The 26,394-nt window shown below is 59.5% G+C and carries 26 protein-coding genes; 15 read left to right on the forward strand and 11 right to left on the reverse strand.

The window, feature by feature from the left end:
* Positions 1 to 36 precede the first annotated feature (36 nt).
* The 4 genes from ilvA to lpxO form a co-directional block, all read right to left on the reverse strand.
* Positions 37 to 1,050: a threonine ammonia-lyase, biosynthetic gene (gene ilvA / locus KGA96_RS13740; protein WP_080925342.1), complete on the reverse strand. Its 1,014-nt coding sequence runs from the start codon at positions 1,048 to 1,050 to the stop codon at positions 37 to 39.
* 204 nt (positions 1,051 to 1,254) lie between these two features.
* Positions 1,255 to 2,418, reverse strand: a complete 1,164-nt coding sequence (locus KGA96_RS13745; protein ID WP_223513235.1) for a PQQ-dependent sugar dehydrogenase — start codon at positions 2,416 to 2,418, stop codon at positions 1,255 to 1,257.
* Between the two features lie 67 nt (positions 2,419 to 2,485).
* Positions 2,486 to 2,833, reverse strand: coding sequence for a hypothetical protein (locus tag KGA96_RS13750; RefSeq protein ID WP_223464086.1), 348 nt, complete (start codon positions 2,831 to 2,833; stop codon positions 2,486 to 2,488).
* A gap of 229 nt (positions 2,834 to 3,062) precedes the next feature.
* The gene (gene lpxO, locus KGA96_RS13755) at positions 3,063 to 3,962 is read right to left on the reverse strand and encodes a lipid A hydroxylase LpxO (protein WP_046042061.1); all 900 of its coding nucleotides are present in this window, start codon (positions 3,960 to 3,962) and stop codon (positions 3,063 to 3,065) included.
* 488 nt (positions 3,963 to 4,450) lie between these two features.
* On the opposite strand from lpxO, the gene KGA96_RS13760 reads away from it, so the two are divergent.
* Both KGA96_RS13760 and KGA96_RS13765 read left to right on the forward strand, forming a co-directional pair.
* Complete coding sequence (locus KGA96_RS13760) at positions 4,451 to 6,037, forward strand: ABC-F family ATPase (protein ID WP_046042062.1); 1,587 nt, start codon at positions 4,451 to 4,453, stop codon at positions 6,035 to 6,037.
* Positions 6,038 to 6,319: 282 nt separating this feature from the next.
* Positions 6,320 to 7,507, forward strand: a complete 1,188-nt coding sequence (locus KGA96_RS13765) for an MFS transporter (protein ID WP_046042063.1) — start codon at positions 6,320 to 6,322, stop codon at positions 7,505 to 7,507.
* A 32-nt stretch (positions 7,508 to 7,539) separates the two neighbouring features.
* On the opposite strand, the gene KGA96_RS13770 is transcribed toward KGA96_RS13765, so the two are convergent.
* Both KGA96_RS13770 and KGA96_RS13775 read right to left on the reverse strand, forming a co-directional pair.
* The gene (locus KGA96_RS13770) at positions 7,540 to 8,577 is read right to left on the reverse strand and encodes an alpha/beta hydrolase family protein (RefSeq protein WP_046042064.1); all 1,038 of its coding nucleotides are present in this window, start codon (positions 8,575 to 8,577) and stop codon (positions 7,540 to 7,542) included.
* A 167-nt stretch (positions 8,578 to 8,744) separates the two neighbouring features.
* The gene (locus KGA96_RS13775) at positions 8,745 to 9,356 is read right to left on the reverse strand and encodes an FMN-dependent NADH-azoreductase (protein WP_046042065.1); all 612 of its coding nucleotides are present in this window, start codon (positions 9,354 to 9,356) and stop codon (positions 8,745 to 8,747) included.
* 131 nt (positions 9,357 to 9,487) lie between these two features.
* Between KGA96_RS13775 and KGA96_RS13780 the strand changes: the two genes are divergently transcribed.
* A complete protein-coding gene (locus KGA96_RS13780; RefSeq protein ID WP_046042066.1) occupies positions 9,488 to 10,396 on the forward strand; it encodes a LysR substrate-binding domain-containing protein in 909 nt (302 codons plus the stop codon).
* Positions 10,393 to 10,752: an MmcQ/YjbR family DNA-binding protein gene (locus KGA96_RS13785; RefSeq protein WP_046042067.1), complete on the forward strand. Its 360-nt coding sequence runs from the start codon at positions 10,393 to 10,395 to the stop codon at positions 10,750 to 10,752. Before KGA96_RS13780 ends, KGA96_RS13785 begins: the two co-directional genes overlap by 4 nt.
* A 12-nt stretch (positions 10,753 to 10,764) precedes the next feature.
* Here the strand turns inward: KGA96_RS13785 and KGA96_RS13790 are convergent, their stop codons facing one another.
* Both KGA96_RS13790 and KGA96_RS13795 read right to left on the reverse strand, forming a co-directional pair.
* Entirely contained in the window at positions 10,765 to 11,193 is a 429-nt protein-coding gene (locus KGA96_RS13790) for a DUF1294 domain-containing protein (RefSeq protein ID WP_046042068.1), read from the reverse strand.
* Positions 11,190 to 12,020 (reverse strand): undecaprenyl-diphosphate phosphatase, encoded by an 831-nt coding sequence (locus KGA96_RS13795; RefSeq protein ID WP_046042069.1) that lies wholly within the window; start codon positions 12,018 to 12,020, stop codon positions 11,190 to 11,192. Before KGA96_RS13795 ends, KGA96_RS13790 begins: the two co-directional genes overlap by 4 nt.
* A 294-nt stretch (positions 12,021 to 12,314) precedes the next feature.
* On the opposite strand from KGA96_RS13795, the gene pnuC reads away from it, so the two are divergent.
* From pnuC to KGA96_RS13835, 8 genes are all read left to right on the forward strand, one after another.
* Entirely contained in the window at positions 12,315 to 12,878 is a 564-nt protein-coding gene (pnuC, locus tag KGA96_RS13800) for a nicotinamide riboside transporter PnuC (RefSeq protein ID WP_046042070.1), read from the forward strand.
* Complete coding sequence (locus KGA96_RS13805) at positions 12,875 to 13,399, forward strand: AAA family ATPase (protein WP_223464084.1); 525 nt, start codon at positions 12,875 to 12,877, stop codon at positions 13,397 to 13,399. The genes pnuC and KGA96_RS13805 overlap by 4 nt, the downstream gene beginning before the upstream one ends.
* A gap of 392 nt (positions 13,400 to 13,791) precedes the next feature.
* Positions 13,792 to 14,193, forward strand: a complete 402-nt coding sequence (locus KGA96_RS13810; protein ID WP_263286976.1) for a hypothetical protein — start codon at positions 13,792 to 13,794, stop codon at positions 14,191 to 14,193.
* Position 14,194: 1 nt separating this feature from the next.
* Positions 14,195 to 14,773: a hypothetical protein gene (locus tag KGA96_RS13815; protein WP_046042073.1), complete on the forward strand. Its 579-nt coding sequence runs from the start codon at positions 14,195 to 14,197 to the stop codon at positions 14,771 to 14,773.
* 64 nt (positions 14,774 to 14,837) lie between these two features.
* Positions 14,838 to 15,692 carry a hypothetical protein gene (locus KGA96_RS13820; RefSeq protein ID WP_046042074.1) on the forward strand — a complete coding sequence of 285 codons (855 nt, stop codon included), beginning with the start codon at positions 14,838 to 14,840 and terminating at the stop codon, positions 15,690 to 15,692.
* 61 nt (positions 15,693 to 15,753) lie between these two features.
* Entirely contained in the window at positions 15,754 to 16,434 is a 681-nt protein-coding gene (locus KGA96_RS13825; RefSeq protein WP_046042075.1) for a C39 family peptidase, read from the forward strand.
* 44 nt (positions 16,435 to 16,478) lie between these two features.
* Positions 16,479 to 17,222 carry a hypothetical protein gene (locus tag KGA96_RS13830; protein ID WP_046042076.1) on the forward strand — a complete coding sequence of 248 codons (744 nt, stop codon included), beginning with the start codon at positions 16,479 to 16,481 and terminating at the stop codon, positions 17,220 to 17,222.
* A 46-nt stretch (positions 17,223 to 17,268) separates the two neighbouring features.
* Entirely contained in the window at positions 17,269 to 18,570 is a 1,302-nt protein-coding gene (locus tag KGA96_RS13835) for a hypothetical protein (RefSeq protein ID WP_223513239.1), read from the forward strand.
* Positions 18,571 to 18,624: 54 nt separating this feature from the next.
* On the opposite strand, the gene KGA96_RS13840 is transcribed toward KGA96_RS13835, so the two are convergent.
* Complete coding sequence (locus KGA96_RS13840) at positions 18,625 to 19,950, reverse strand: sigma-54 dependent transcriptional regulator (RefSeq protein WP_223464075.1); 1,326 nt, start codon at positions 19,948 to 19,950, stop codon at positions 18,625 to 18,627.
* A 342-nt stretch (positions 19,951 to 20,292) separates the two neighbouring features.
* On the opposite strand from KGA96_RS13840, the gene KGA96_RS13845 reads away from it, so the two are divergent.
* The 3 genes from KGA96_RS13845 to nhaB all read left to right on the forward strand — a co-directional run bounded on the left by KGA96_RS13845 (position 20,293) and on the right by nhaB (position 23,715).
* Entirely contained in the window at positions 20,293 to 20,559 is a 267-nt protein-coding gene (locus KGA96_RS13845) for a hypothetical protein (RefSeq protein ID WP_007970062.1), read from the forward strand.
* Positions 20,560 to 20,844: 285 nt separating this feature from the next.
* Entirely contained in the window at positions 20,845 to 22,134 is a 1,290-nt protein-coding gene (locus KGA96_RS13850) for a hypothetical protein (protein WP_046042079.1), read from the forward strand.
* Positions 22,135 to 22,212: 78 nt separating this feature from the next.
* Positions 22,213 to 23,715, forward strand: a complete 1,503-nt coding sequence (gene nhaB / locus KGA96_RS13855; protein WP_046042080.1) for a sodium/proton antiporter NhaB — start codon at positions 22,213 to 22,215, stop codon at positions 23,713 to 23,715.
* Positions 23,716 to 23,763: 48 nt separating this feature from the next.
* On the opposite strand, the gene zwf is transcribed toward nhaB, so the two are convergent.
* Positions 23,764 to 25,287, reverse strand: coding sequence for a glucose-6-phosphate dehydrogenase (zwf, locus tag KGA96_RS13860; RefSeq protein ID WP_046042081.1), 1,524 nt, complete (start codon positions 25,285 to 25,287; stop codon positions 23,764 to 23,766).
* The gene (gene gnd / locus KGA96_RS13865; protein ID WP_046042082.1) at positions 25,284 to 26,264 is read right to left on the reverse strand and encodes a phosphogluconate dehydrogenase (NAD(+)-dependent, decarboxylating); all 981 of its coding nucleotides are present in this window, start codon (positions 26,262 to 26,264) and stop codon (positions 25,284 to 25,286) included. Before gnd ends, zwf begins: the two co-directional genes overlap by 4 nt.
* Positions 26,265 to 26,394: the final 130 nt, after the last annotated feature.

The following is a 26,394-nucleotide window of genomic DNA, read 5'->3' on the forward strand; positions in this document are numbered from 1 at the left end:
GACCCTCGCGGCCTCCGCTGTCTACCTGCCCAGGCATCATGTCGAGGCGCCACTCAATGCGGCGCGCTCGGCCACATGCCCCAGGCTGTCGAAGTTGATATTGGCACCCGAGTCGATCGCCACCAGTGTCTGCCCCAAGGCACCGGTCTGCGCGACGTATTTCTTGATCCCGGCCACGGCCAGCGCCCCGGAAGGTTCGGTGATCGAGCGGGTATCGTCGTAGATATTCTTGATCGCCGCGCAAAGCTCGTCGTTGCTGACCGTCATGACCTCATCGACGCAAAACCGGCAGACCTCAAAACCGTAAGCGCCGATCTGTGCCACCGCCACCCCATCGGCAAAGGTGCCAACGCTCGGCAACACGACCCGTTCGCTGGCATGCATCGCCGCTTGCAGACACGCGGAATGTTCCGACTCGACGCCAATGATGCGAACTTCCGGCCGCAAGTATTTGACGTAAGCGGCGATACCCGCGATCAGTCCGCCACCGCCCACCGGCACGAAGATCGCGTCCAGCGGACCCTGATGCTGGCGCAGGATTTCCATGGCCACCGTGCCTTGCCCCGCGATCACCTCCGGGTCGTCGAAGGGCGAAACGAAGGTGCGACCGGTTTCCCGGGCCAGATCCAGCGCATAGGCCAGTGCAAACGGAAAGCTTTCGCCGTGCAACACCGCATCGGCGCCGCGACTGCGCACCCCGACGACCTTCAATTGCGGCGTCGTGCAGGGCATGACGATGGTGGCGTTGATCCCCAGTTCCCGCGCGGCCAGCGCCACGCCCTGCGCATGATTGCCCGCAGAAGCCGTGACCACGCCGCGAGCCTTTTGCGCTTCGCTCAATTGCACCAGCTTGTTGTAGGCGCCGCGGATCTTGAAGGAAAAGGTCGGTTGCAGGTCTTCGCGCTTGAGCAGGACCTGGTTGCCCAAGGCTTCGGACAAGGCCGGCGCCGGTTGCAACGGCGTGCGCACGGCCAGTTCATAGACTGGCGCTGCAAGGATTTTTTTGACGTAGCGTTCCAGCAGGGCTTGTTGATCGGCGGTAAAACTCATGGTCGTCTCCTGACATTGTTCGGGGCCCGGGAGACAGAAAGTAAAAACCCGCCTCTAGGGCGGGTTGGGTGCTGCAGTCGTGAGCTAGCCCGCCAAATGAGGAATGGCGGTAATAATGCTTGGCTGGCAGCGCAATACGGTGGAAGTCATGGCTCGAAATTAGCCGGACGTTGATGGCAAGTCAATGGCAAGTTTTTAGATGCCTTAGTTAGCCGGCAACTTCAAACCCACCTTGTACAACCCGCCGTTCTCCTCATCGGTCAATACATACAAGTAGCCGTCCGGCCCCTGCCGCACATCGCGGATGCGTTTTTTCAAATCCCCGAGCAAGCGTTCCTCGTGGATCACCTTGTCGCCATCGAACTCCAGGCGGATCAGTTCCTGGCTGACCAGCGCGCCGATAAACACGTTGCGCTGCCAGGCCTTGAAACGATCGCCATCGTAGAACGCCATGCCGCTCAGGCCCGGGGACTTTTCCCAGACATGATTCGGGGCAACGGTGCCTTCGACGGTCTCACCCTTGGCTTCGGGAATCGGTTCACCGTTGTAGTTGATGCCATGGGTGGCCAGCGGCCAGCCGTAATTCTTGCCGCGCTCGATGATGTTGACTTCATCGCCGCCCAGAGGGCCGTGTTCGTTTTCCCACAGCGTGCCGTTCCACGGGTTGAGCGCCGCACCTTGCGGGTTACGCTGCCCGTAGGACCAGATCTCCGGGCGCACGTTGGCCTGGCCGACAAAGGGGTTGTCCTTGGGCACCGTGCCGTCCGGGTAGATGCGCACCACTTTGCCTTGCAGCTTGTCGAGGTCCTGGGCGGTCGGGCGGTCGTTGTTTTCCCCCAGGGTCACGAACAGATAGCCGGCGCGGTCGAACACCAGCCGCGAGCCAAAATGGTTGCCAACCGAGAGTTTGGGTTCCTGACGCAGGATCACCTGGAAATCCTTGAGCGCCGTCATATCGTCGGAGAGCCGCCCGCGGCCCACCGCTGTGCCAGCCTTGTCGCCCTGACCGCCACCTTCGGCATAGGACAGATAGACCATCCGGTCCTGCTTGAAATCCGGCGACAACGCCACGTCGAGCAATCCACCCTGCCCCTTGGCCCAGACCGTGGGTACACCATTGAGCGGTGCCGACAACTTGCCTTCGGCGGTCACCAGTCGCAGGTTGCCGGGCCGTTCGGTTACCAGCATGCCTTTACTATCCGGCAAGAATGCCAGGGCCCAGGGGTGCTCCAGCCCCGTCACTATGGGGGTGACCTCAAGGGTGCCGTCTTCGCTTTTCATCGCCTGGGTGGGCGCGGCAAGCACAGGGACACTAGCGCTGATCAATACGCTGGCACAGAGGATTGCCAATAAGTTCTTACGCAACATGCAGGATTCCTTTTCTGATGGAAATGGGGCCTGGTGAAAAATAGCGGTCAGACGTCATACCTGCCACTCAACGGTTGCTGGTACCGGTGTCTCGTGGGGGAGGATTGGGAATGAATTTCGGTGGGCTGGCGGGCGCTGTCCGGTCGGGATAGCGATTACCGATACCACCGTTGTCCAGCGTCGGCGATCGCTGGACCGGCACGGTATTCGGCCCGCGTATGGCCGGGGCGCTGGGTTGAGTGCCTTGCATGCTGTTGGGATTGGCCCGCTGAATCGGACTGTTGTAAGGGTTGTTGCGGGTGCTGCCCGGCAGGTTCTGGGCCAACTGCAACGAAGCAAGGGCATCGGCCTGGGCCAGTGGGCCCAATACGGTACTCAAGGCCAGCGCAATGGCGCCAAACACATATCGGTTCATGGGGTGCCTCTCTGCGTCCGCGTGGATAAGGACTTCGATACCACGCTACGCCCGAGGTTCGGATTTGTTAACAAAAACCTCCCCGGCACGATGCAACACGACGTTGATCCGGCCTCTTCGCGAGCAGGCTCGCTCCCACAATGGACGGTGGGCATTCATGACATTTGTGGTTAGTTCATAACCTGTGTGAGTGTGGCTAGCGATGAGGCCGGCCGCCCGAACACCCGGCTCAGATCAGAATGAACACCACCAGCAACCCGGCAAAGATCGACCACTTTTGGAAGTAGTAAAGCTTGCGGTTGCGCTTTTTCAGTTCCTTGCCGTGCAGGCGCACCTTGTAGACCTTGCTGAACAGCCGGTTGAGCCCGCCGGTCCGGTCTCCGTCCTCGTTCGGTGCACCTGCCGCCGACATGACATTGCGGCTGAACCAGCGATTGAATGCCGCTGCCCAGCGATACTTCATCGGCCGCTCGATGTCGCAGAACAAAATGATGCGATTGTGCGGCGTGGTGTTCTCTGCGTAATGAATGTAGGTCTCATCGAACATCACGGCTTCGCCATCGCGCCAATGGTAGTTCTGGCCATCGACATTGATGTAGCAACCGTCGGCGTTGGGTGTGTCCAGCCCGAGGTGATAACGGTACGAACCGGCATACGGGTCGCGATGGCGCACCAGCCTGGAGCCCGGTGGCAACTCGGCGAACATCGCCGCCTTGATCGAGCCGATGCCCTGCACCAGTTCGGTGGTGCGCGGGCAGAGTTTCATGGCCGACGGATGGCTATCGCCATACCACTTGAGATAGAAGCGCTTCCAGCCGGTCTTGAAAAACGAGTTGAAACCGACGTCATCGTATTGGTTCGAACGCTTGATCTCGCCTGCGTGAAGCAAGTTCTGGCCTTCGGCACGAATTTGTTCCCAATGCGCCTGCAGCGGGCTCAGGTCGGGAAAGTCAGCTGGATCGAGATACGGTTTGTTGGGGATTTTCGAAAACAGATACACAAAGCAGTTGATCGGCGCCAGAAACGTCGAGTGATCACTCAACTGGCGACCCAGCTTGTGGCGCACTCGGCCACGCAGGTGGACATACGCAATAGAGACAACGTAGATAACGGCAATGATCAGCTTCACGGAAATCGTCACAGGTCGGAAGTAAACAAACTGCGCCCTTTACCGGCATGCCGGTCCCCGGGTCTTGTGGAGCGGCTGAATACGAAACAGCGGCCCCTTGGTGCCATCGAGCCACGCCGATGGTCGGCGTTCAACTGACGGATGGCATTTTAGCCACAGTCTGTAACCAATAGTTAACCTGCAACTGTGAAAATGTGTCCGCAAAAACCGCCAAAGCGTTGCAGAGGCCTCATCGCCCTATCGTTTAAAGAGCCAGACCAGTACAATCGCCGCCAAACTTTACGCGCCCCCAGGTTGAGAGCGGGAAAATCCCCTTTCAGCGCACGTTGACTCGGGCCAGGCGCGCCACATGCTGCTGTCCACTTAATGCCAGATGGAACTTCCACTGCCGATCGGGATGAATGTCCCGGGGTCCGAACAGTGGAAACGGGTACTGAACCGGTACTGCCGCAACCCTAGCTACTCTGAATGCTTCGCAGGAAAAACCTTTGATTTCTACAGCTAACATCACGATGCAGTTCGGCGCCAAGCCGCTCTTCGAAAACGTCTCGGTCAAATTCAACGGTGGCAACCGTTACGGTCTGATCGGCGCCAACGGTTGCGGCAAGTCGACCTTCATGAAGATTCTCGGCGACGACCTCGAGCCGTCCGGCGGCCAGGTCATGCTGGAGCCGAACGTGCGCCTGGGTAAATTGCGCCAGGACCAGTTCGCCTACGAAGAATTCACCGTGATCGATACCGTGATCATGGGTCACGAAGAACTGTGGAAGGTCAAGGCCGAGCGCGACCGCATCTACTCGCTGCCGGAAATGAGCGAAGAAGACGGCATGGCCGTGGCCGAGCTGGAAACCGAATTCGCCGAAATGGACGGCTACACCGCCGAATCCCGTGCCGGTGAACTGCTGCTGGGCCTGGGTATTCCCCTGGAACAGCATTTCGGCCCGATGTCCGAAGTCGCGCCAGGCTGGAAACTGCGGGTATTGCTGGCCCAGGCATTGTTCTCCGATCCTGAAGTGCTGTTGCTCGACGAACCGACCAACCACCTGGACATCAACACCATTCGCTGGCTGGAAACCATTCTCAAGGCGCGTAACAGCACCATGATTATCATTTCCCACGACCGTCACTTCCTCAACAGCGTCTGCACCCACATGGCTGACCTGGACTACGGTGAGCTGCGCCTGTTCCCGGGCAACTATGACGAGTACATGACTGCGGCAACCCAGTCCCGCGAGCAGTTGCTGTCGGACAACGCCAAGAAGAAAGCCCAGATCTCCGAACTGCAGACGTTCGTCAGCCGCTTCTCGGCCAACGCCTCGAAAGCCAAGCAGGCCACTTCCCGCGCCAAGCAGATCGACAAGATCCAGCTGGCCGAAGTCAAGCCATCGAGCCGCGTGAGCCCGTTCATCCGTTTCGAACAGACCAAGAAGCTGCACCGCCAGGCCGTGACCATCGAGCAGATGTCCAAGGGTTTCGACGGCAAGACCCTGTTCAAGAACTTCAGCTTCACCGTTGAAGCCGGCGAGCGCCTGGCGATCATCGGCCCGAACGGTATCGGCAAGACCACCCTGCTGCGCACCCTGATGGGCGAGCTGACCCCGGACGCCGGTTCCGTGAAGTGGACCGAAAGCGCGGAGCTGGGCTACTACGCCCAGGACCACGCCCATGACTTCGAAGACGACGTCAGCCTGTTCGACTGGATGGGCCAGTGGACTCAGGGCGAGCAGATCATCCGTGGCACCCTGGGTCGCATGCTGTTCTCCAACGACGAGATCCTCAAGTCGGTCAAGGTCATCTCCGGTGGTGAACAAGGCCGCATGCTGTTCGGCAGGCTGATCCTGCAAAAGCCGAACGTTCTGGTGATGGACGAACCGACCAACCACCTGGACATGGAATCCATCGAAGCGCTGAACCTGGCGCTGGAAAACTACCCGGGCACGCTGATCTTCGTCAGCCACGACCGTGAGTTCGTATCGTCCCTGGCCACCCGCATCATCGAGTTGAGCCCTAACGGCGTGACCGACTTCAGCGGCACCTATGACGATTACCTGCGTAGCCAGGGTGTGGTGTTCTAAAGGCAGCCATCAGTTTTAAGCTGCAAGCTACAAGTTAAGAGCCCTGTCCATGTGACGGGGCTTTTTGCATTCCGGGCCAAGGTTTTTTGTTGGTGCATGAATCATCGCGAGCAAGCTCGCTCCCACAGGGGAATGCATTTCAAAATGTGGGAGCGGGCTTGCTCGCGAAGAGGCCATGAGGAACAGTGATAATGTCACGGCAAAAGTAGTTAGCCTGCTTTCTTTTATCCCAACGCCGCGCCATGATGCAGTTCTCCCACCGCCGCCCGCGAACGAGCCCTCATGTCTGTGCAGCAAGTGCCCCCGCAAAGCTCCATGGCGATCACCCTGCAGATCGTCTCCATCGTCTTCTATACCTTTGTTGCCTTCCTTTGCATCGGACTGCCGATTGCGGTATTGCCGGGTTATGTCCACGAGCAACTTGGGTTCAGCGCTATCGTGGCCGGGCTGACCATCGGCTCGCAATACCTCGCCACCCTGCTCAGCCGCCCCATGGCCGGGCGGATGTCCGACAGCGTTGGCACCAAGCGCGCCATCATCTATGGCTTGTCGGGGATTGTGCTCAGCGGTGTGCTGACCTTGCTGTCGACCCTGTTGCAAGGCCTTCCCTTGCTCAGCCTGCTGATCCTGATCGCCGGGCGCCTGCTGCTGGGGATCGCCCAAGGGTTGATCGGCGTCGGCACCATCAGTTGGTGCATGGGCCAGGTGGGCGCCGAGCATACCGCGCGGTCGATTTCCTGGAACGGCATCGCGTCCTATGGGGCGATTGCCATTGGCGCGCCGCTGGGCGTGGTCATGGTGCAACAACTGGGTTTCGCCAGCCTGGGCATTGCCCTGTCGCTGCTGGCCCTGGCTGCACTGCTGCTGATTCGCAACAAGCCTTCGGTGCCGGTGGTGCGCGGTGAACGCTTGCCGTTCTGGGCCGTGTTCGGACGCATTGCGCCGTTTGGCGCGAGCCTGAGCCTGGCGTCCATTGGCTATGGCACCCTGACGACCTTTATCACCTTGTATTACGTCAATCGCGGCTGGACTGGCGCGGCCTACTGCCTGACCGTGTTCGGCGTGTGTTTCATTCTGTCGCGGCTGCTGTTCATATCCGCCATCAGTCGTTTTGGCGGGTTCACATCAGCCATTGCCTGCATGTGCATCGAGACAGTTGGCCTGGTGCTGTTGTGGCTGGCACCGTCGACCGGGTACGCGCTCATTGGCGCCGGCCTGACCGGATTCGGCCTGTCCCTGGTGTACCCGGCACTAGGTGTCGAGGCCATCAAACAGGTGCCCAACTCCAGCCGGGGCGCGGGACTGAGTGCTTATGCGGTGTTTTTCGACCTGGCGCTAGCCATCGCCGGCCCGTTGATGGGTGCAGTGGCGTTGAACCTGGGTTATGCGTGGATTTTCTTCAGTGCGGCGTTGTTGTCGGTGACGGGCCTGGGGCTGACGTTGCTGCTCAAGAGCCGTTCGATGACGTAAGCCTTGGTACTGACCACAGGGTTTTGTGCAAACTACTGATCGGCAGTCTGCATCCCGGCCCGGGTCGGCCTGCCCAGGGTGCGCGAGAAAAAGCTTCCGGCTTCGGAGATCAGATTGCGGTGAATGTCTTGCCGGTCGACGCCATCGGCATCGGTGCACAGCGCGGGCATGATCACGATCTGCTCGTCATTGCACGGCGCCATGAAGATGAAGTGCCCTGCCCCGGCCAGCAGCTTGAAGTCAGGCGCTGTCGGCAGTTTGCGCGCCAGTGCCGCAGCGTTCTTGTCGACAGCCACCAGCTTGTCGCCATCACCGCTGTAAAGCAGTACCGGCACATGCACATCGGCCAGGGTGTGGCGGCCGAACTTCAGGCTCAACGGCGCCATCAGCATCAAGGCGTGGACGCGAGGATCGGCCACCGGTTGCAGGTCATCGCGGTCGACAATCAATTCGCCCTGGGTGTTGCAGGCATCGTGGTCATCCGGGCGCTCCTGGCAGTACCGGCGCAGGCGATCCAGGTCCGGGGTGGCGCCGGATAGAATCAATGCGGTCTCGCCACCGGCCGAATAACCGATGACCCCCACCTGGTCGGCGTTGACGAACGGCGACAGCATACGATCGCCCAAGGTCGCGGTAATGGCTTCGGAAATCTGGATCGGCCGGCCGTACAGGTTACTCAAAGTACCGAGTCGGCTGTGGTCCCTGGAGTTGTCACCGGGGTGAATCACCGCCACCACGACAAAACCTTTGCGCGCCAGCGACGTGGCAAGGTCGTGCAGGGCCAGGGGGGTGCCGGTGTTTCCGTGGGACAGCATCAGCATCGGGAACCGGCCGATGGCGACCTTGATGTCCTCCCCGGCTTCGACGGTGTAACCCTCGAGCTTGCTGGTGTGCTCCCGATCACTGGAAGGATAGAAGGCGATGGCGCGCATCGGCTGCAGGTCCAGCGGGTCGAGAAAAGTCATCTCATGGAAGCCGACGCTCCAGTGAGGATGTGGTGCAGGTGCGGCGCGCACTGTATTCAGGCTGCTGAGCAGGCAAATCAGTAAAGCTGCACAAAGACGCATCATGGATGCCCCACCTTGTTACCGGACTTGAGACGTACGCCCTGGACTGCATAACTCGGGCCACAATCTGAAACGACCAGAAACAAAAAACTCCGTAGCTGGTACTTGCGTAACCAGAATACAGAGTTTTTTGGGGTTTACCTGAACGGTTGCTTACTTTTACGCAAGCCTTACGCAGCGGCGAACAACTGCTCGCTGATCTGCGTGTGGGCAGCGCTCATGGCTTTGTTGCGCACGTCGTCACCGTAAGCCAGGCCTTCGGCGCGGACGATTTCGATGTCGGTGATGCCGATGAAACCGAACAGCAACTTCAAATACTCTTCGTGGGCAACACCGGTTGCCTGACCGGCGTGCATACCACCGGAAGTCGAAACGATCACGACTTTCTTGCCACCGCACAGGCCTTCAGGGCCAGCTTCGGTGTAACGGAAGGTTTGACCGGCCACCGCGATGCGGTCGATCCAGGCTTTCAGTTGAGTCGGGATGGTGAAGTTGTACATCGGTGCGGCAATCACCACGGCATCGGCAGCCAGGAATTCGGCCAGGGTCGAGGCGCTCAGTTCGGCTTCGTGCTGTTGTGCGGCGTTGCGCAGTTCAGCGGTGGTGCCGGCGGCGACCAGGGTGGTGGCGGAGAAGTGGCTGATGGCGTCGGCGGCCAGGTCGCGGTAGGTCACCACGGCGGTTGGCTCGGCGGCTTGCCAGGCTTTGACGACTTCACCGCTCAACTGACGGGATGCCGAGTTGTCGCCCAGGATGCTCGAATCGATATGCAGCAGTTTCATGTGGGATCTCCAAGTGAGGATCGCCCACAAGGGCGATCTGATGGGACTAATCCTACAGGCGAAACCAATAGCTGATTAGGCGGTAACAATGCGATAGTTCGTCCCACAGATAGAACAATCGGATTCAGATCATGCAAGACCTCAACGACCTGTATTACTTCGCCAAAGTCGTGGAAGCCGGGGGATTCGCCGCAGCCGGGCGTTTGCTGGGCATTCCCAAGTCACGATTGTCACGGCGCATCGCCGAGCTGGAAGAGCGCCTCGGCGCACGGCTGCTGCAACGCACCACCCGACAACTGAAGCTGACTGCCGTCGGTGAACGTTACCTCAGGCACTGCCAGGCGATGTTGCTGGAGGCGGAAATGGCCGACGAGGCCGTGGCCAGCATGTCCAGCGAGCCCCGCGGGCGTTTGCGGGTGTCCTGCCCCGTCGGGCTGGCCCATGAAATATTGCCGGGGGTGATCAGCGACTTTCTGGAGCGGTTTCCGCAAGTCCAGCTGGAGGTGATGTTACTCAACCGGCGGGTCGACCTGGTGAACGAAGGCATTGACGTGGCCCTGCGCGTACGGGAACTGGGCGACGAAGACCCGCTGCTGGTCACCCGCCGCCTGCGTCAGGCGCAGATGCTGATGGTCGCCAGTCCCGGCTTCCTCGTTGGCCGTGAGATCACCCATCCCGAAGATCTGAAAAGCCTGCCGGTGCTCGGCGCTCTGGAAGCCGACCGCATGGTGCACATCCGCATGCTGGATCAAAAAGGCAAAAGTTGTGAACTGGCGCTCGAGGCCCGGCTGGGCATCGATGACTTTATCGTGCGCAAGGCCAGCACCCTCTCTGGACTCGGCTTTACGATGCTGCCCATGATGTATTGCGAGCAGGAACTGGAAAACGGCTCACTGGTGCAGTTGTTGCCCGACTGGTCGCTGCCCGGTGGCTGGTTGCAAGCGGTCTATCCTCATCGACGCGGAGTGATGCCGGCAGTACGCGCCTGGATTGACCATCTGGTCGAGTCATTCAATGCCTGTGGAGAACGAGTGTTATGAAAGCCGGACGGATGAGCGAAGAGGATGTCGCGAAATTCTGCCTTACCCTGCCCGGAGCACGGGAAGACTATAAATGGGGCGGCGTGCGAGTATTTTCGATTGCCGGGAACAAGATGTTCGCCTTGCAGGGCTTGCGAGGTGATTCCCTGGCCTTCAAGGTCGACAAGGATCTGTTTCTCGGTCATTGCGACCGCCCGGGGATTCATCCGGCGCCTTATCTGGCGCGCGCCCAGTGGATCATCATGGAAACGCCCTACCCGCTCGGCAGCGAAGAACTACAGGGCTTGCTGCGCCGCTCCCACCAATTGGTGGTCAGCAGGCTGCCAAAGCGCACTCAAGTCGGCCTGTTGCTTTAGCGCCTTGTCTTATCAGAACAAGGCGAACAGGTGTGCGCCAAGGAACAGGTGATCGATCCAGAACACCTGGTGCATCAGCACGATGATCCAGAACACCAACTGGTAGGAGACTTTGCGGGTTTTGTGCCGAAACGCTTGCTGGGCCAGCAAAGCGCCGGGCCAGCCACCGGCGAGTTCCAGCGCATGCAGGACATTCTCCGGCGTCCGCCATTGCTCGGCGCGGGCCTTGCGCTTGTCGCTCCAGTACAGGAAAAACGTCACGACGCTGACGATGCCGTAGGCCGCCAGGGGAATCAACGACACCCCGTGCAGCCATGACGATACCGAACCCGAAAGCGGCAACGCGCACAGGATTGCGAACACCAGCCACTTCAGCCGAGGATGGCGGATCTGTCCCCCGGGCTGGCGCCCGGGGTTATTGCGCGAGCTTGAGTCACTCACGGCTTGGCCGCGCTCCAGTCGACCCAGCCGAATTGCCAGGTCGCCAGGATGATCAGGCCGAACACAATGCGATACCAGGCAAACGCCGCATAACTGTGGTTGGCGATGAACTTGAGCAACCCGCGGACCGCGATCATCGCGAAGACGAACGCCGTGACGAAACCGATCGCGAACACCGGGAAGTCCGCCGGGACAAACAGGTGACGGTATTTATAGCCCGAGTACACCGCTGCGCCGACCATGGTCGGCATCGCCAGGAAGAACGAGAACTCGGTGGCGGTCTTGCGCGACAGGCCGAACAGTAACCCGCCGATGATCGTCGAGCCCGAACGCGAAGTGCCCGGAATCATGGCCAGGCACTGGGCGAAGCCGACTTTCAGGGCGTCTTTCCAGGTGATGTCATCCACCGTTTCGGCGTGGACTTCATGCTGCCGGCGCTCGGCCCACAACATGATGAACCCGCCCACGACCAGCGCCGTTGCCACGGTGATCGGGTTGAACAGGTACTTGTGGATCAGGTCGGCGAAGATCACACCCAACACCACGGCCGGCAAGAACGCGATCAACAGGTTCGCGGTAAACCGCCGTGCGCCCGGCTGGGTCGGCAGGCCGATGACCACGTCGAAGATCTTGCGTCGAAACTCCCATACCACCGCCAGGATGGCACCCAGCTGGATAATGATGTTGAACGCCATCGCCCGCTCGCCCCCGAAGCCGAGCAGGTCGGCCACGATGATCTGGTGGCCGGTACTGGAAATGGGCAGGAACTCGGTCAGCCCTTCTACAACCCCAAGAATCAATGCCTGAAAGGCGGTCCAAAGATCCATCAATCCCCCAAAAGGCTATGCGCGCCGGCATGCCCCGTTAGTATTTTTCAAAAGCTTGAGTTGCGATCAGCCTAGCTGAAGCCCGCGCATCAAGGATCACCACAGAACCGTCAAAATCCTGTGAAAAAACAATCCTGATCCGGGATTAACCGTGCGGGGCCGAAATCCTATCAGACAAGTCCGATTAGCGCTGCCGCGTTATCGCGTGCCAATGAAGCACACCTTGCGCCACGGGATTCCCGACGCCAATCCGGTTACAATCCGCCCCCTTTTCGATTTTCCCAAGGAGCCTCCATGTCCGGGCTTGAACTGTTTGCCGCCGCCCTCGGTGTCATTGCCGTCTGGCTGACGGTCAAACAGAACCCCTGGTGCTGGCCCATCGGCCTGGTCATGGTGCTGCTCTATAGCTGGATCTTTTTTGAGGTGAAGCTGTATTCGGACATGTTGCTGCAAGTCGTCTATGCCGCCCTGCAGCTTTACGGCTGGTGGCAGTGGACACGGGTAGGTGAAACGACCCATGGCCGTGAAGTCAGTCGACTCGATGCCCGCCCCATGGCGTTGAGCCTCGCCATTGGCGCACTCGGGAGCCTGTTGCTGGGGGCGGCCATGGCCCACTGGACAGACGCGGCACAACCCTGGCTCGATGCAGCACTGACCGGATTCAGCCTGGTGGCGCAAGTCTGGATGGCGCAAAAACGTCTCCAGTGCTGGCCGCTGTGGATCACCCTGGATGTGATTTTCGTCGGGTTGTTCATCTATAAAGACCTGTACCTGACCGCCACCCTGTACGGGTTGTTCACCGTTATTGCTGTGCTCGGCTGGCGTGAATGGCGCGCCGATCCGGCGTTGCGCGCATGAAAGTCCTGGTACTCACCGGCCCTGAATCCAGCGGCAAAAGCTGGCTGGCGGCCGAGTTGCAACAGCGTTTCGGCGGGGTTCTGGTCGACGAGTATGTGCGCTGGTTCATCGAGCAGAATCCGCGGGACACCACCTTGGCCGACATTCCGGACATCGCCCGCGGTCAATTGGCATGGGAGGACGAAGCGCGGGCGCAACAGCCGCCGTTGCTCATCCTCGACACGCACCTGCTGAGCAATATCCTCTGGAGCCAAACCCTGTTTGGCGACTGCCCCGCCTGGATCGAACAAGCACTATTGGATCGGCATTACGACTTGCACTTGCTGCTGTCGCCGGAACACGTCGAATGGACGGATGACGGCCAGCGTTGCCAGCCCCGATTGAGTGAACGCCAGGCATTTTTCGACCAGACCCTGGCCTGGCTCGAGCGCCACGCACAACCGGTTCAAGCACTCCACGGAAATTGGGCCGAACGCCGATTCCAGGCACTGGACGCCGTAACCCGATTGCTCGGTGCCTGACCGGCGTTTGGGGCAAATTCCCCACCATCCCCCCCTGCCCCGGGGGAAAAGTGTCCGGCCCTGAAACACCTTCCCTACCTCAAACCACCCATTTCAGCGCCCTTCACCGCTTGAACATCAGATTTGTTAAGTCATTGATACAACGTCGCTGAAACCCTTGTTCCAGAGCGGTTTATCCACATTAGCAGGCTTCCTGCGCAGGGTTTTGTCTCACCTTTGAAACATTCTCGACAAAGGGAATCCGGCCAACATCCATAAGCCATTGAATCAATTAGATATTCAAAAACCGGCACAGCTTTCGCTCTCACCTTCATAAAGCCGACAAGGGTCAGCCCACATGAGAAGGTAACACCGTCGTGGGGATACTCAATAAACAAGCCTTGACGTGCCTGATGCTGATCGCGAGCGCTGCAGGCACGGTTTTCAGTTTCGACGCTAAAGCCGAAGGCAATGGCGTCATCGTGCTTGATCGCACCATTCACTCAACCCCTATCGGTCGCAGCGGCGGCAGAGATCCAAACCCCAACACCCTCAATGCCAACCCATCGGCCCGCGTCACCGGCGAACTCAGCGACGCCGACATTGCCGGGGTCACCACCGGAACGGCCCTTAACCACAGCAACGGGCAAAACCTGGGTGGCCTGCAAGGCCTCAACGTCGTCACCAACCCCAACGGGATGCCCGGCATGTCCGTCGGCCAAGGTGGTGGCAGTGGCAGCGCGATTTCCGGAACCATCAACCGCGCCATGGGCAGCGGCCTCGGCTCACTGGGCAAAATGGCGGGGGGCCAATGAGATGAGTCGATCCCTGCTGTTACTAGCCCTGCTCGGCTGCACCGGCGTGATGGCCGATTCGGGCGTCAGTTCGGTGAACACCGCCACCCTCCGGGATTCCGGTACTCAATACCGCGGCAACTTCAACGTCAACCAGGCGGCTGGCGATCAACAGCAGCAGGCCAACGTCCGCGCGATCGCCATTGATACCCAGGCCGGTGCGACCACCAACGTCCAGCAGAAAATCACCACGCCCGCCAATCCGTCGATGGATGCAACGGCCACCATCGGCGGCGCCGCCTTCAGTAATGGCAATGGCGTACTGGGCGTCAACCAGGGCGCCGGGGCGAACAACCAGATGGCCAACGCCATGCGCGTCAGCATCAGCGCTGCACCGCAAGCCATCGACGATAGTGCCCTTTCTCAACAGAACGTGGCGTTGTTACCGAACTCGGAAGCAACTGGCACCCCAAACGGCAGTCGCCAGGTCGTGACAAGCGACCAGGCCTTCACCGGCAGCCGGGGCGTGATCCAGGTGAACCAGAGCGCCGGGGTGGGGAACCGAATGGCTAACACCCTGAGCATCCGGGTCGCTGACTGACCCCGATACAGTGCGATCAAGGACGTACCAACACTTGACCAACTAATGAGCACGGAGAAACACCATGAACCCGACAACTGCTCTCAAACCACTGGCTTTCGCTCTGGCAGCAGTGATGGCATTCGCAGCACAAGCAGGCGGTCTGGATGATCACGAGCAGGGCAACGGCCAGAGCAATGGACAGGGCAACAACCATCAGCCCAAAGGCCCGACGCTGGAACAAATTCTGCAGATTACAGCAGGCGCCGGGGCCGTCGTGATGGACTCGCAGGAAAGCAGTGACAGCAGCGTATTGAACCGGGACACCAGGAACGACGCTAAAGTCGATAACTCCCTGAACAACTCCAACGGCAACATGGGAGCCAACGTTGCAGCCGGTAACGGCAACCAACAAGACAATGCCGCCGCCCTTGCCACGGCTGACGAAAGCTTCATCTTCGGCACCGCGGTCGCCGTCTCCAGCGCGACTCAGAAGAGCACCGGCAACGCCGCCAGGAACCACTCCAACACCAACAATACAACGCTCAATAATTCAGGCAACAGCGGTTCCGGCAACATCGGCATCAACGTGACCACCGGCGAGTTCAACCAACAGAAAAACAACCTGGCGATTGCCGTTTCGGGTGGTCGCGTAGCACAAGCGGCGGCGGCGGCCAACCAAAGCACGTCCGGGCTGAACGTCACCAATAACGGCCACACGACTGATTTCGTAGCCGTAGGTGTATTGGGTCTGTCTGGCGTAACCACTCAACAAGTGATAACGCCAGAGGGTTGGAAACCCCCTGTAACCAACAATGCTTCGATAACGGGTTCGATGAACAACTTCTCCGGCAACGGCGGAGCCAACGTATCGTCTGGTGTGGGCAACCAGCAAAGCAACTCGCTGTCCATCGCCGCGGGCTGCAAGTCTTGTCAGTAATCGCGATTGCAATGGAAGCTCCGGCGACGGGTTTTTTCCACAGTCCCAAGGCGTATCGATCATGCGTAAGACTGTCCTTTTCGCCCTGCTCTGCCTGTCTGGCCTGACCCAGGCTGCACAGATGCCGGTCGCCGCCCTGCCGGGTGGTGTGCTGGTGTATAAGCACGTACAGAGTTTACGCGAGCGCAAGTTCAGCGACATCGTCGAACAGAAAACCGATTTCAGCTGCGGTGCCGCCGCGCTGGCAACGATACTGCGCCAGGCCTATTGGCTCGACGTCGATGAAGAGCACATCATCAAAGGCATGCTGGTCACCGCAGACCAGGAACTTGTGCGTACCCAGGGTTTTTCCATGCTGGACATGAAGCGCTACATAGAACGCATCGGCATGCGCGCCCGGGGCTACAAGATCCCACCGGAAAGACTCGAAGCAGTGACGATTCCGGTGGTGGTATTGATGGAGATTCGCGGCTACAAGCACTTCGTGGTGTTGCAGCGGGCGGACAAGAACTGGGTCTATATCGGCGACCCGGTACTCGGACACAAACGCTACTCCCATGATGACTTTGTCAAAGGCTGGAATGGCATTATCTTCGCCATTGTCGGTCCCGGTTACGAAAAAACCAATGCGTTACGCAGTCCTCCGGAACCGCTGACAGCCAAGAACAAGATGGATAACTTCAACCCGGTCAAAGATGCTGAATTGATGGATTTTGGTTTCATACAGAGCGACTTCTTTTAATCGCCAATAAGATGATAGGGGGCAGGACGCTCCGGGAGCAGCAAATGAAAACCTCGTATTGGGTGGTCGCTGCCTGTCTGGCAGCGACCACTTCAGGTTTTGCTGAAGAGTTCAGACCCATCGAAATCAAGGACCAGGAACTGGCCGAGTTGCGTGGCCGGTATGTGATGCCGGGGCGGGTCATCAGCTTCGGTGTTGTCATGAGCAGCACCTGGCGCAATGCCAGTGGTGATCTGATCGGAGCCTCCAGCTCGATGCAGCTTCAAGCTGCAACGGTCAAACCCGAGTTCTATGTTTCAACCATCAAGCAATCCGGTCATGGCGGTTCGCCCAAATCGGGTAGCGGTCACGTGTCGGGGGGCGATGGGCTGAGCACTTCCCGGGGCATAACCCAGGTCACACGGGCCGCAGGCGATGGCAACAGCGCAAACAACAACATCGCCATCAACGTCAAGGAGGCCAGCACGGCCCCTGCGCTGGTGCCAAGCCAGGGCCAGGCGCTGATAGCCGGTCAAACCATTACCGGCAGCAATGCCGCAGGCAGTGTCGCCGTATCCGCGACCAGCGGCGGTGTTCAGATGGCCATTACCGCCAACAACAACCAGGGCACAAGCCTGCAACAAGTCGCCCAAGGCGGGTTGCTGCAAAACACCCGGTTGCTGGGCAGCAGCAATATGGTCGACAACATGACTCAACTCAACGTAGTGCTCAACAATAATGGCCCGAGTGCGGGTGCATTGGACTGCGACCTCAACCAACTCGCTGCATTACGGACCATGGGCTATTGAACTACGCTGAGTCTGGACCATTGGGCACAAATGGACGGCTTATTTCATGTACCGATCAGTATCACTGCGTGCAGTCGCATGCTTGAGTGCTCTACTCCCCGCTGCGATGTTGCAGGCAGCACCTGACCCGGAAATGGAGGCTCTCAAACAAGAGCTCCTGGAGTTGAAACAACGTTACGAAGTACAGCAAAAAGCCCTGGCGGTGCTCGAACAACGGGTCCGCCAGGTTGAGGACCAGCCCGCTTCCCCCCCTCCCAAACGCCTGGCCAAGTCGCCAGCGGACCTCAAGGGCAATCCAGGCGTCGGCACCGGCGCCGCGGCGGCCTCGGGGGGTGCCGCCGGGGGCAGCGGCAGCTCTTATGGACAATCGCTGGCCAATGACTCGCAACCGGCGCAAAGCGTTTCGAACCTGTATGACGAGGCCAGCGGGTTCTTCGGCGGCGGCAAGTTCAGTTTCGAAACCGGGATAACCTACTCCCGATACGATACCCGCCAACTTGTCCTCAATGGTTTTCTCGCCCTGGACTCGATCTTCCTCGGCGCCATCAACCTGGACCGGATCAAGTCCGACACCTGGACGCTTGACCTCACCGGCCGCTACAACTTCAACAATCGCTGGCAGTTCGACCTTAACGTACCGGTGGTCTACCGTCAGTCCACCTACCAGTCCGGTGGCGGCAATAACGGCACCGCAAACGTCACGACCGAAGATACCGTCAAGCAAGACCCGACCATTGGTGACGTCAACTTCGGTATCGCCTACAAATTCCTCGACGAGTCGGTCAACACGCCGGATGCCGTGGTGACCTTGCGCGTCAAGGCGCCTACCGGCAAAGACCCGTTCGGCATCAAGCTGGTTCGGGTGGCCGATAACTCAAACCTGGCCGTGCCTGAGTCCTTGCCTACCGGTAACGGCGTCTGGTCGATTACGCCGGGGGTCTCGCTGGTCAAGACGTACGATCCGGCTGTACTGTTCGGCAGCCTGTCCTACACGTACAACATGGAAGAGTCTTTCGACGACATCAGCTCCAACCCGGCAGTCAAGACACCGGGCAAGGTACGCATTGGCGACAGCTTCCAGATTGGCGCCGGTATCGCGTTCGCCTTGAACGAAAAGATGAGCATGTCGTTCTCGGTCTCTGACCTGGTGCAACGCAAAAGCAAGCTCAAGGAAGATGGCGGGGATTGGCAATCGGTGATCTCCAGCGATGCCAACGCCGGTTACTTCAACATCGGCATGACCATTGCGGCCACCGACAACCTGACCATCGTGCCCAACCTGTCCATCGGCATGACGGACGATGCCCCGGACTTCCAGTTCAGCCTGAAACTCCCTTACTACTTCTGACCCGAACAAAAAAACCGCTGCAATTGCAACGGTTTTTTGGTTTCCCACTGGAGTTCAGCGGATCTGGTGCTTGTGCAACAACCGGTAGAAGGTAGGTCGCGACACACCCAATACTTTGGCGGCGACACTCAGGTTATCGCTGTGGCGACTCAATACATCGCACAACGCCTGGCGTTCGGCCCGGGACTTGTATTCTTCGAGGGTGCCCATCGGCGCGGCGATTGTATGCTGACTGATCAACCCCAGATCACGGGCCTCGATCTGCCGGCCTTCGGCCAACACCAGCCCGCGACGAACGCGGTTGGCCAGCTCGCGAACATTGCCTGGCCAGTCGTGTTTGCCCATGGCAATCAACGCGTCGTCGCTGAAACTGCGTGGGCGGCGCCCGGTTTCATGGCTGTAGAAATGGGAGAAGTGGTTGGCCAGCACCGCCAGGTCGCCATGACGCTCGCGCAACGGAACGGTCGCCACCTGCAGTACGTTCAAGCGGTAATACAAGTCTTCGCGAAAGCGCTTTTTCTCGATGGCGGCTTCAAGGTCGACGTTCGTCGCCGCCAGAACCCGCACATCCACCGCAATCGGCTGACTGCTGCCGACCCGTTCGATGTGTTTTTCCTGGAGGAACCGCAACAGGTTGGCCTGCAACTCCAGTGGCAAGTCACCAATCTCGTCGAGAAACAGAGTGCCACCGTTGGCGGCTTCTATCCGCCCGATCTTGCGTTGGTGCGCGCCGGTAAATGCGCCTTTCTCATGGCCAAACAGCTCGGACTGGATCAAGTGTTCGGGGATCGCCCCACAATTGATTGCGATAAAGGGTTTGCTGTGACGCTGGGACAGACGATGCAGGGTTCGTGCGACCAGTTCCTTGCCAGTGCCGCTTTCACCGCGAATCAACACGGGAGATTCGGTTGGAGCCAGTTTGCTCAACAGTTTTCGCAGTTCACGGACAGGTTTGCTGTCGCCCAGCAATTCGTGCTCGGGCTGGTCAACATGGACCGTACCCTGCCCGCGCAAGCGTGCCATGCCAAACGCCCGGCCCAGCGTGACCTGAACCCGGGACACATCGAACGGCAAGGTATGAAAGTCAAAAAACCATTCACAGACAAAGTCGCCGACATTTTGCAATCGCAGTACTTCCTGGTTGAGTACGGCTATCCACTCGGTGCCGCTGCGGCTGATCAATTCCTTGACAGCCTCCGGGTGCGCAAGGTGAGAGGGCTGCAAGCGCAGCAAACCCACATCACAGGTTCGGTCAACGGCGTTTTCCAGCGTGCAGCTGTCAACGTCCCAACCGATCGAGCGCAATCCAGGGAGCAGGCGATAGCAATCGTCACACGGGTCCACCACTAACAAACGTCGTAAGGCAGGCGCATCGCTCATGACTGTTCCTTGGCGCCAAATTTACGAAATTTTATTAAAAACAGTCATTTGGCAGACCTAACTGTAACATTAGCAAGAATTTGACAGGGCCTTGTACTGTTTGACTATAGGACTGCCATAAAACCAGTTATAAGTTGCGACTATGTTAGTCACCTAACGACTCTTTCCTTTCATTCAGCTTTCAACGTCAGGCTCATTCTTGAGCCTGTGAAATAAAGTGGAAATTTCTTTTGATTGTGTGTGACCCGAACCCCGGTTGCGGGCATCAGTACAAGTAACCAGCTGAACGGTAAGCCCAACCGTCGGCCTATCACTTGATTGGGCACACAGAGAGAAGACCCTATGAACGCCCCGCTCCGTATCAACGAAGCACTTCTGATTGCCGACCGCGCATTTAAACCATTCAAATGTGTGGCCTGGGCTCCACAAGACGGTAATGGCGAACTCAGCCTGACCGTAATCGACCGCACCAGCACCAGCATTGGCCGTAAGCAGATCCCAAGCAGCGCCTATTCCGATCCCGCGCAACTCGAACTGCTGCTGGAACAGGCTCGCGCCGAATTGAGCGAGGAAGGTTACACACTGCAGTCGTGGTCAATGCCGCACTAATCGTTTTGCGGATTACTCCGGGGTAATCCGCGCCCTTTTCCTGTGTTTAGTTCGCAGGTTTTTCTGGCCGCGCGCACTACTTGACACTCTTAATTCGAACTTTGCATGCACCTGATACTTTGCAGGCTCGCCATTGGTTCGAAAAGACACTGTTGTGGCACACAACGACTCTCCGTCTGTTAGTTCTTGCAGTTGTGCATCTCCCCGTTCAGGGATTGAATATTCTCCCAATACAGTCGCCCTCCAAACTTCTGGATCAGGACGACTCGCAAGGAGATGCGGTGCATGTCAAGCCAGTCCGCTTTTGCCTACTCCGCCACCCGGAACAACGTAGGGGCCCTCGATACGACGTTTGCCGCCAACGGCAAAACCCAGGTGTATTTCGCCGACAGTCTTTTCAGCCTGGCCAATGACGTTGCGATCGATGCCCAAGGTCGCTTGCTGGTAGCCGCAAAAGTCGGCATGGCCGATGGCAGCCGCTTTGGCCTGGCCCGTTTACTCGCCGATGGTTGCGCAGACCTGACGTTCGGCAAACAAGGCAGTGTCATCGGGCAATTCGAACCGGGGTTCGAAGCCATGGCCACCAAAGTCCTGGTCTTGCCCGACGGCAATATCCTGCTGGCCGGCCTGCAATATGAAAACGCGCACCGCACGCTCCCGTCCCTGGCATTGCTGGATCAGGATGGCCGCCTGGTGCAAGGTTTTGGCGATAATGGCCGCCGTGTCGTGCGATTGCCTGGCGGTCTGTCCCTGGGCATGCGTGATAAATGGCTCCCTCCCGGTGTGCCGGGCGCAGAAGCCTGCGATGTGGCCGTACAGCAAGACGGCCGGATCCTGATCCTGGCCAACCATCACTTCGAACTGGCCGATCACGTCGGCATGTTGATACGACTGGATGTCGAAGGCTCGCTGGACTACTCGTTCAACGGCCGCGGCTTCGTGATGGTCCGGCACCTGCTGATGAATACCTGGCTCAGCAGCCTGACGGTACAACGCGATGGTCGAATCCTGGTCGGTGGATCGATCAACTTCCCTGAAGAAGGCTTGCTGGCACGCTATCACCCGGACGGTCGCCTCGACGACCGTTTTGCCGTGGACGGATTCATGACCTTCAAGGCGCAAGGACATGGCGCCCGGGTCAACCGGGTGGTTCAGCAAAACGAAGGCGACATCCTGTGTTATGGCAGCAGTTGCGAGCCAATGCACTGCCTGACATACAAAATGCACAGCAACGGCCGACCCGACACTCATTGCAACGGAGGACACCCGCAACGGCGGGATATCGGTTACAGCGGATGCCAGTGGACCGCCGCGCAGCTACAGCCCGATGGCAGTGTGCTCACGGCGGGCGCCACCATCGGCGGCGTCGAAGCAGACTTCATTCTCGGGCGATGCCTGCCCAACGGCCTTCCCGATCGCCATTTTGGCAAAGGCAGCGGCTATACACGTACCCGTCTCGGCCCCAGCCTGGATACCGCCACCTGTGTCGCCGCGCAAGCCGATGGAAACATCGTCGTTGGAGGCTATTCGCTGCACGGAAACTACAAGGCGGTCGTCGCTCGCTTCCAGGGATAAACACCGGCATTTTTCCTGCGCTTGATCTTCTGGTGCGCTTGCGGCAAGTTGCGCGCTTCTCAAGACAAGGAGCAGCCGATGTCCGGTTCAATGGCCCAGGCGTTCGCGCACAACTTTCTCGGGCACTCGCCCCGTTGGTACAAGGCCTGCATCGTCGGCTTTCTCATCCTCAATGCCCTGGTGCTCTGGACCGCAGGCCCGGTGGCTGCCGGCTGGCTACTGGTGCTGGAGTTCATCTTCACCCTGGCCATGGCGCTCAAATGCTATCCGCTGATGCCCGGCGGCCTGCTGTTGATTGAAGCCCTGCTGCTGAAGATGACCACGCCCCAGGCGCTGTACGACGAGTTGCTGCACAACTTCCCGGTGATCCTGCTGCTGATGTTCATGGTGGCCGGTATCTATTTCATGAAGGACCTGTTGCTGTACCTGTTCTCGCGCTTGTTGCTCGGGGTCCGCTCCAAGGCCCTGCTGGCCCTGATGTTCTGCTTTCTTTCGGCCTTTCTGTCGGCGTTCCTCGACGCCCTGACCGTGACCGCCGTGATCATCAGTGCCGCCGTAGGCTTTTACTCGGTGTATCACCGCGTTGCCTCGGGCAACGATCCGCGCCAGGACAGCGAGTTCAGCGACGACCAACATCTGCCCACCCTGCATCAGGGTGATCTGGAACAGTTCCGCGCCTTCCTGCGCAGCCTGCTGATGCACGGCGCCGTGGGCACCGCGCTGGGCGGTGTCTGTACGCTGGTCGGCGAACCGCAGAACCTGCTGATCGGCCATGAAATGGGCTGGCACTTCTCCGAGTTCTTTACCCGGGTTGCGCCGGTATCCCTGCCGGTACTGGTTGCCGGGCTGGTAACCTGCGTCCTGCTGGAAAAACTGCGCTGGTTCGGATACGGCACGCTGCTGCCGGATAACGTCCGTGCGGTGCTGGCCAACTACGCCGCCGAAGACAATGCCGAGCGCACCACGCGCCAACGCGCAGCGCTTCTGGTGCAAGGCTTTGCGGCATTGATTCTGATTGCCGGGCTGGCGTTCCACATCGCCGAAGTGGGCTTGATCGGCTTGATGGTGATCGTGCTGATCACCGCCTTCACCGGTATCACCGACGAACACCGCCTGGGCACCGCGTTCAAGGACGCCATGCCGTTCACCTCATTGCTGGTGGTGTTTTTCGCCGTGGTCGCGGTAATTCACGATCAGCAACTGTTCGCCCCGTTGATCCACTGGGTGCTGACGCTTCCGGCAGACCAACAACCGGGCATGCTGTTCATTGCCAACGGCCTGCTGTCCGCCATCAGCGACAATGTGTTCGTGGCGACCATTTACATCACCGAAGTGAAGCGCGCTTTCATGGCGGGCGAGATGACCCGTGAGCACTTCGAAACCCTGGCCATCGCGATCAATACCGGCACCAACCTGCCGAGCGTGGCGACGCCCAACGGTCAGGCGGCATTCCTGTTCCTGCTGACCTCGGCGATCGCACCGCTGGTGCGCCTGTCTTACGGGCGGATGGTCTGGATGGCATTGCCGTACACCGTGGTGATGGGCTTGCTCGGGTGGTATGCGGTGAGTTACTGGCTCTGACACTGCCGCCTCCTGTGGGAGCGAGCTCGCTCCCACAGGAGATACGTGTTATCCGAGGCGGTGCCAGACGCGGCCGTCACGGGTGAGCAGCTCTTCGCCGGCCTTGGGGCCGTTTTCCCCGGCGGCATAGCTCTGCACGCTTGAGTCCTGCTGCCAGGCATCCAGGAACGGCTGCACGGCGCGCCAGCCGTTCTCGATGTTGTCGGCGCGCTGGAACAGCGTCTGGTCACCCGTCAGGCAATCGTAGATCAGGGTTTCGTAGCCGGTGGACGGCTGCATCTCGAAGAAGTCCTTGTAGGCGAACCCCAGCTCGATGTTATCCATTTTCAAGGCCTGACCGGGACGCTTGGCCAGCAGGTCGAACCACATGCCTTCGTTCGGCTGGATCTGAATGCGCAGATAGGTCGGCTGCAGCTCATCGACCTCGGTATCGCGGAACTGCGCATAGGGCGCCGGCTTGAAGCAGATCACGATCTCGGTGTCACGCACACTCATGCGCTTGCCGGTCCGCAGGTAGAACGGCACGCCGACCCAGCGCCAGTTATCGATCATGACCTTGAGGGCCACATAGGTTTCAGTATTGCTGTCGGGGGCGACGTTGTTTTCCTGGCGATAGCCCGGCAGTGCCTTGCCGTCGATCTCACCGGCGGCGTATTGGCCGCGCACCGAGTTGGCGCGGGCCTCCTCCACCGTCCAGGGCCTGATCGCGCCAACGACCTTGGCTTTCTCGCCGCGCACCGCATCGGCGCCAAACGCCGCGGGCGGCTCCATCGCCACCATCGCCAGCAGCTGGAACAGGTGATTGGGCACCATGTCCCGCAGCGCGCCGGTGTGCTCATAGAAACTGCCACGGGTTTCCACGCCGACGGTTTCGGCGGCGGTGATCTGCACGTGGTCGATGTAGTGATTGTTCCAGAACGCTTCGAACAGACTGTTTGAGAACCGGCTGACCAGGATGTTCTGCACGGTCTCCTTGCCCAGGTAATGGTCGATGCGGTAGATCTGCTTTTCCGTCATCACCTTGAGCAGGCAAGCGTTCAAGGCTTCGGCCGTATGCAGGTCGGAGCCGAAGGGTTTTTCGATCACTACCCTTCTGAAGGCCTCGGGGGTTTCTTCCAGCAAGCCGGCCGAACCGAGGCGGCGCACCACTTCACTGAAGAAACGCGGCGCGGTGGCCAGGTAGAACACCGCATTGCCGGTACCGCTGTCGGCGATTTTCGCCGCCAGCGCTTGATAAGTGCTGTCGTCCAGGAAGTCGCCCTGGACGTAGCTTATGCCTTTGGCGAGCTTGGCCCACAGTGCCGGGTCAAGGGCTTGATCGCCCTTGCCGGTCCTGGTGGCCACCTCGTTGCGAATGAAGTCCTCGAGTTTTTTCGCGAAGCCTTCATCGCTGATGGCGTTGTGGTCAACGCCGATGATCCGCAGTCCATTCCCGAGTAAACCGTCACGGCTGAGGTTGTACAGCGCCGGCATCAGCAGGCGCTTGACCAGATCGCCGTGGGCGCCGAACAGGAACAGCGTGGTCGGCGGCGCGGGTTCAGCCTTGGATTTCCTGCGGATCGCGTGGGTCATTTTTTCGAGGTCTCCACATGGCCGCCGAAGCCGAAGCGCTGGGCCGAGAGAATCTTGTCGCCAAAGGTGCCTTGCCCACGGGAACGGTAGCGGGAGAACAGCGAGTTCGACAGCACCGGCACCGGCACCGCTTGCTCCATGGCAGCTTCGATGGTCCATTGACCTTCACCGCTATCGGCCACGGACCCGGAGAAACCGTCGAGTTTCGGATCGCCGGCCAGGGCGTCGGCAGTCAGGTCCAGCAACCACGAGGACACCACGCTGCCACGGCGCCACACTTCGGCGATATCGGCGACGTTCAGGTCAAAACGCTGGTCTTGCGGCAGGCTCTCGCTGTTTTTGGTCTTGAGGATGTCGAAGCCTTCTGCAAACGCCTGCATCATCCCGTATTCGATGCCGTTGTGGATCATCTTCACGAAGTGCCCGGCACCAGCGGGACCGGCGTGAATGTAACCACGCTCGGCACGATCGTCGTCGGACTTGCGGTCCTTGGTGCGCGGGATGTCGCCCATGCCCGGGGCCAGGGTTGCGAACAGCGGGTCGAGGCGTTTAACGGTCTCGGCATCACCGCCGATCATCATGCAGTAACCGCGTTCCAGGCCCCAGACGCCGCCGGACGTACCGACGTCGATGTAGTGCAGGCCTTTTTCCGACAGGGTCTTCGCCCGGCGGATATCGTCCTTATAGAAGGTGTTGCCGCCGTCGATGATGGTGTCGCCGGCTTCGAGCAAGGTGCTCAGGGTGTCGATAGTTTCTTCGGTCGGCGCGCCGGCCGGCAGCATGACCCAGACCGCACGCGGTTTGGCCAGGCCAGCGACCAGTGCTGGCAGGTCGGTGACGCCGGTGGAGCCCTCTGTGGCCAGGGCTTCGACAAAGGCGGTATTGCGGTCATAAACAACGGTGGTGTGCCCGTTGAGCATCAGGCGCCGCGCAATATTGCCGCCCATGCGGCCCAGTCCAATAATCCCGAGTTGCATGTGCTGATGCTCCCTACTACAAATAAAAGTGTGTCAAAGGTTATAGCCCAACGCGACTCATGAGGTTAGTCCAGAGCGTTGGCGTGAAGTTTCCGGGCATTGTGCCCGATCCTGATGGTTAACGTCGGGA

This window comes from Pseudomonas sp. GL-R-26 (assembly GCF_019947365.1).
GTDB lineage: Bacteria > Pseudomonadota > Gammaproteobacteria > Pseudomonadales > Pseudomonadaceae > Aquipseudomonas.

Excerpts from the sequence above, each read along its gene's own strand:
- KGA96_RS13805 (WP_223464084.1), top strand. The coding sequence starts at position 12,875 with ATGAAAGTCCTGGTACTCACCGGCCCTGAATCCAGCGGCAAAAGCTGG.
- gnd (WP_046042082.1), bottom strand. The coding sequence starts at position 26,264 with ATGCAACTCGGGATTATTGGACTGGGCCGCATGGGCGGCAATATTGCG.
- KGA96_RS13775 (WP_046042065.1), bottom strand. The coding sequence starts at position 9,356 with ATGAAACTGCTGCATATCGATTCGAGCATCCTGGGCGACAACTCGGCA.
- KGA96_RS13830 (WP_046042076.1), top strand. The coding sequence starts at position 16,479 with ATGAAAACCTCGTATTGGGTGGTCGCTGCCTGTCTGGCAGCGACCACT.
- KGA96_RS13825 (WP_046042075.1), top strand. The coding sequence starts at position 15,754 with ATGCGTAAGACTGTCCTTTTCGCCCTGCTCTGCCTGTCTGGCCTGACC.
- KGA96_RS13820 (WP_046042074.1), top strand. The coding sequence starts at position 14,838 with ATGAACCCGACAACTGCTCTCAAACCACTGGCTTTCGCTCTGGCAGCA.
- KGA96_RS13750 (WP_223464086.1), bottom strand. The coding sequence starts at position 2,833 with ATGAACCGATATGTGTTTGGCGCCATTGCGCTGGCCTTGAGTACCGTA.
- zwf (WP_046042081.1), bottom strand. The coding sequence starts at position 25,287 with ATGACCCACGCGATCCGCAGGAAATCCAAGGCTGAACCCGCGCCGCCG.
- KGA96_RS13780 (WP_046042066.1), top strand. The coding sequence starts at position 9,488 with ATGCAAGACCTCAACGACCTGTATTACTTCGCCAAAGTCGTGGAAGCC.
- KGA96_RS13840 (WP_223464075.1), bottom strand. The coding sequence starts at position 19,950 with ATGAGCGATGCGCCTGCCTTACGACGTTTGTTAGTGGTGGACCCGTGT.
- KGA96_RS13850 (WP_046042079.1), top strand. The coding sequence starts at position 20,845 with ATGTCAAGCCAGTCCGCTTTTGCCTACTCCGCCACCCGGAACAACGTA.
- ilvA (WP_080925342.1), bottom strand. The coding sequence starts at position 1,050 with ATGAGTTTTACCGCCGATCAACAAGCCCTGCTGGAACGCTACGTCAAA.
- pnuC (WP_046042070.1), top strand. The coding sequence starts at position 12,315 with ATGTCCGGGCTTGAACTGTTTGCCGCCGCCCTCGGTGTCATTGCCGTC.
- KGA96_RS13745 (WP_223513235.1), bottom strand. The coding sequence starts at position 2,418 with ATGTTGCGTAAGAACTTATTGGCAATCCTCTGTGCCAGCGTATTGATC.
- KGA96_RS13845 (WP_007970062.1), top strand. The coding sequence starts at position 20,293 with ATGAACGCCCCGCTCCGTATCAACGAAGCACTTCTGATTGCCGACCGC.
- KGA96_RS13835 (WP_223513239.1), top strand. The coding sequence starts at position 17,269 with ATGTACCGATCAGTATCACTGCGTGCAGTCGCATGCTTGAGTGCTCTA.
- nhaB (WP_046042080.1), top strand. The coding sequence starts at position 22,213 with ATGTCCGGTTCAATGGCCCAGGCGTTCGCGCACAACTTTCTCGGGCAC.
- KGA96_RS13765 (WP_046042063.1), top strand. The coding sequence starts at position 6,320 with ATGTCTGTGCAGCAAGTGCCCCCGCAAAGCTCCATGGCGATCACCCTG.
- KGA96_RS13785 (WP_046042067.1), top strand. The coding sequence starts at position 10,393 with ATGAAAGCCGGACGGATGAGCGAAGAGGATGTCGCGAAATTCTGCCTT.
- KGA96_RS13795 (WP_046042069.1), bottom strand. The coding sequence starts at position 12,020 with ATGGATCTTTGGACCGCCTTTCAGGCATTGATTCTTGGGGTTGTAGAA.
- KGA96_RS13815 (WP_046042073.1), top strand. The coding sequence starts at position 14,195 with ATGAGTCGATCCCTGCTGTTACTAGCCCTGCTCGGCTGCACCGGCGTG.
- KGA96_RS13770 (WP_046042064.1), bottom strand. The coding sequence starts at position 8,577 with ATGATGCGTCTTTGTGCAGCTTTACTGATTTGCCTGCTCAGCAGCCTG.
- KGA96_RS13810 (WP_263286976.1), top strand. The coding sequence starts at position 13,792 with ATGCTGATCGCGAGCGCTGCAGGCACGGTTTTCAGTTTCGACGCTAAA.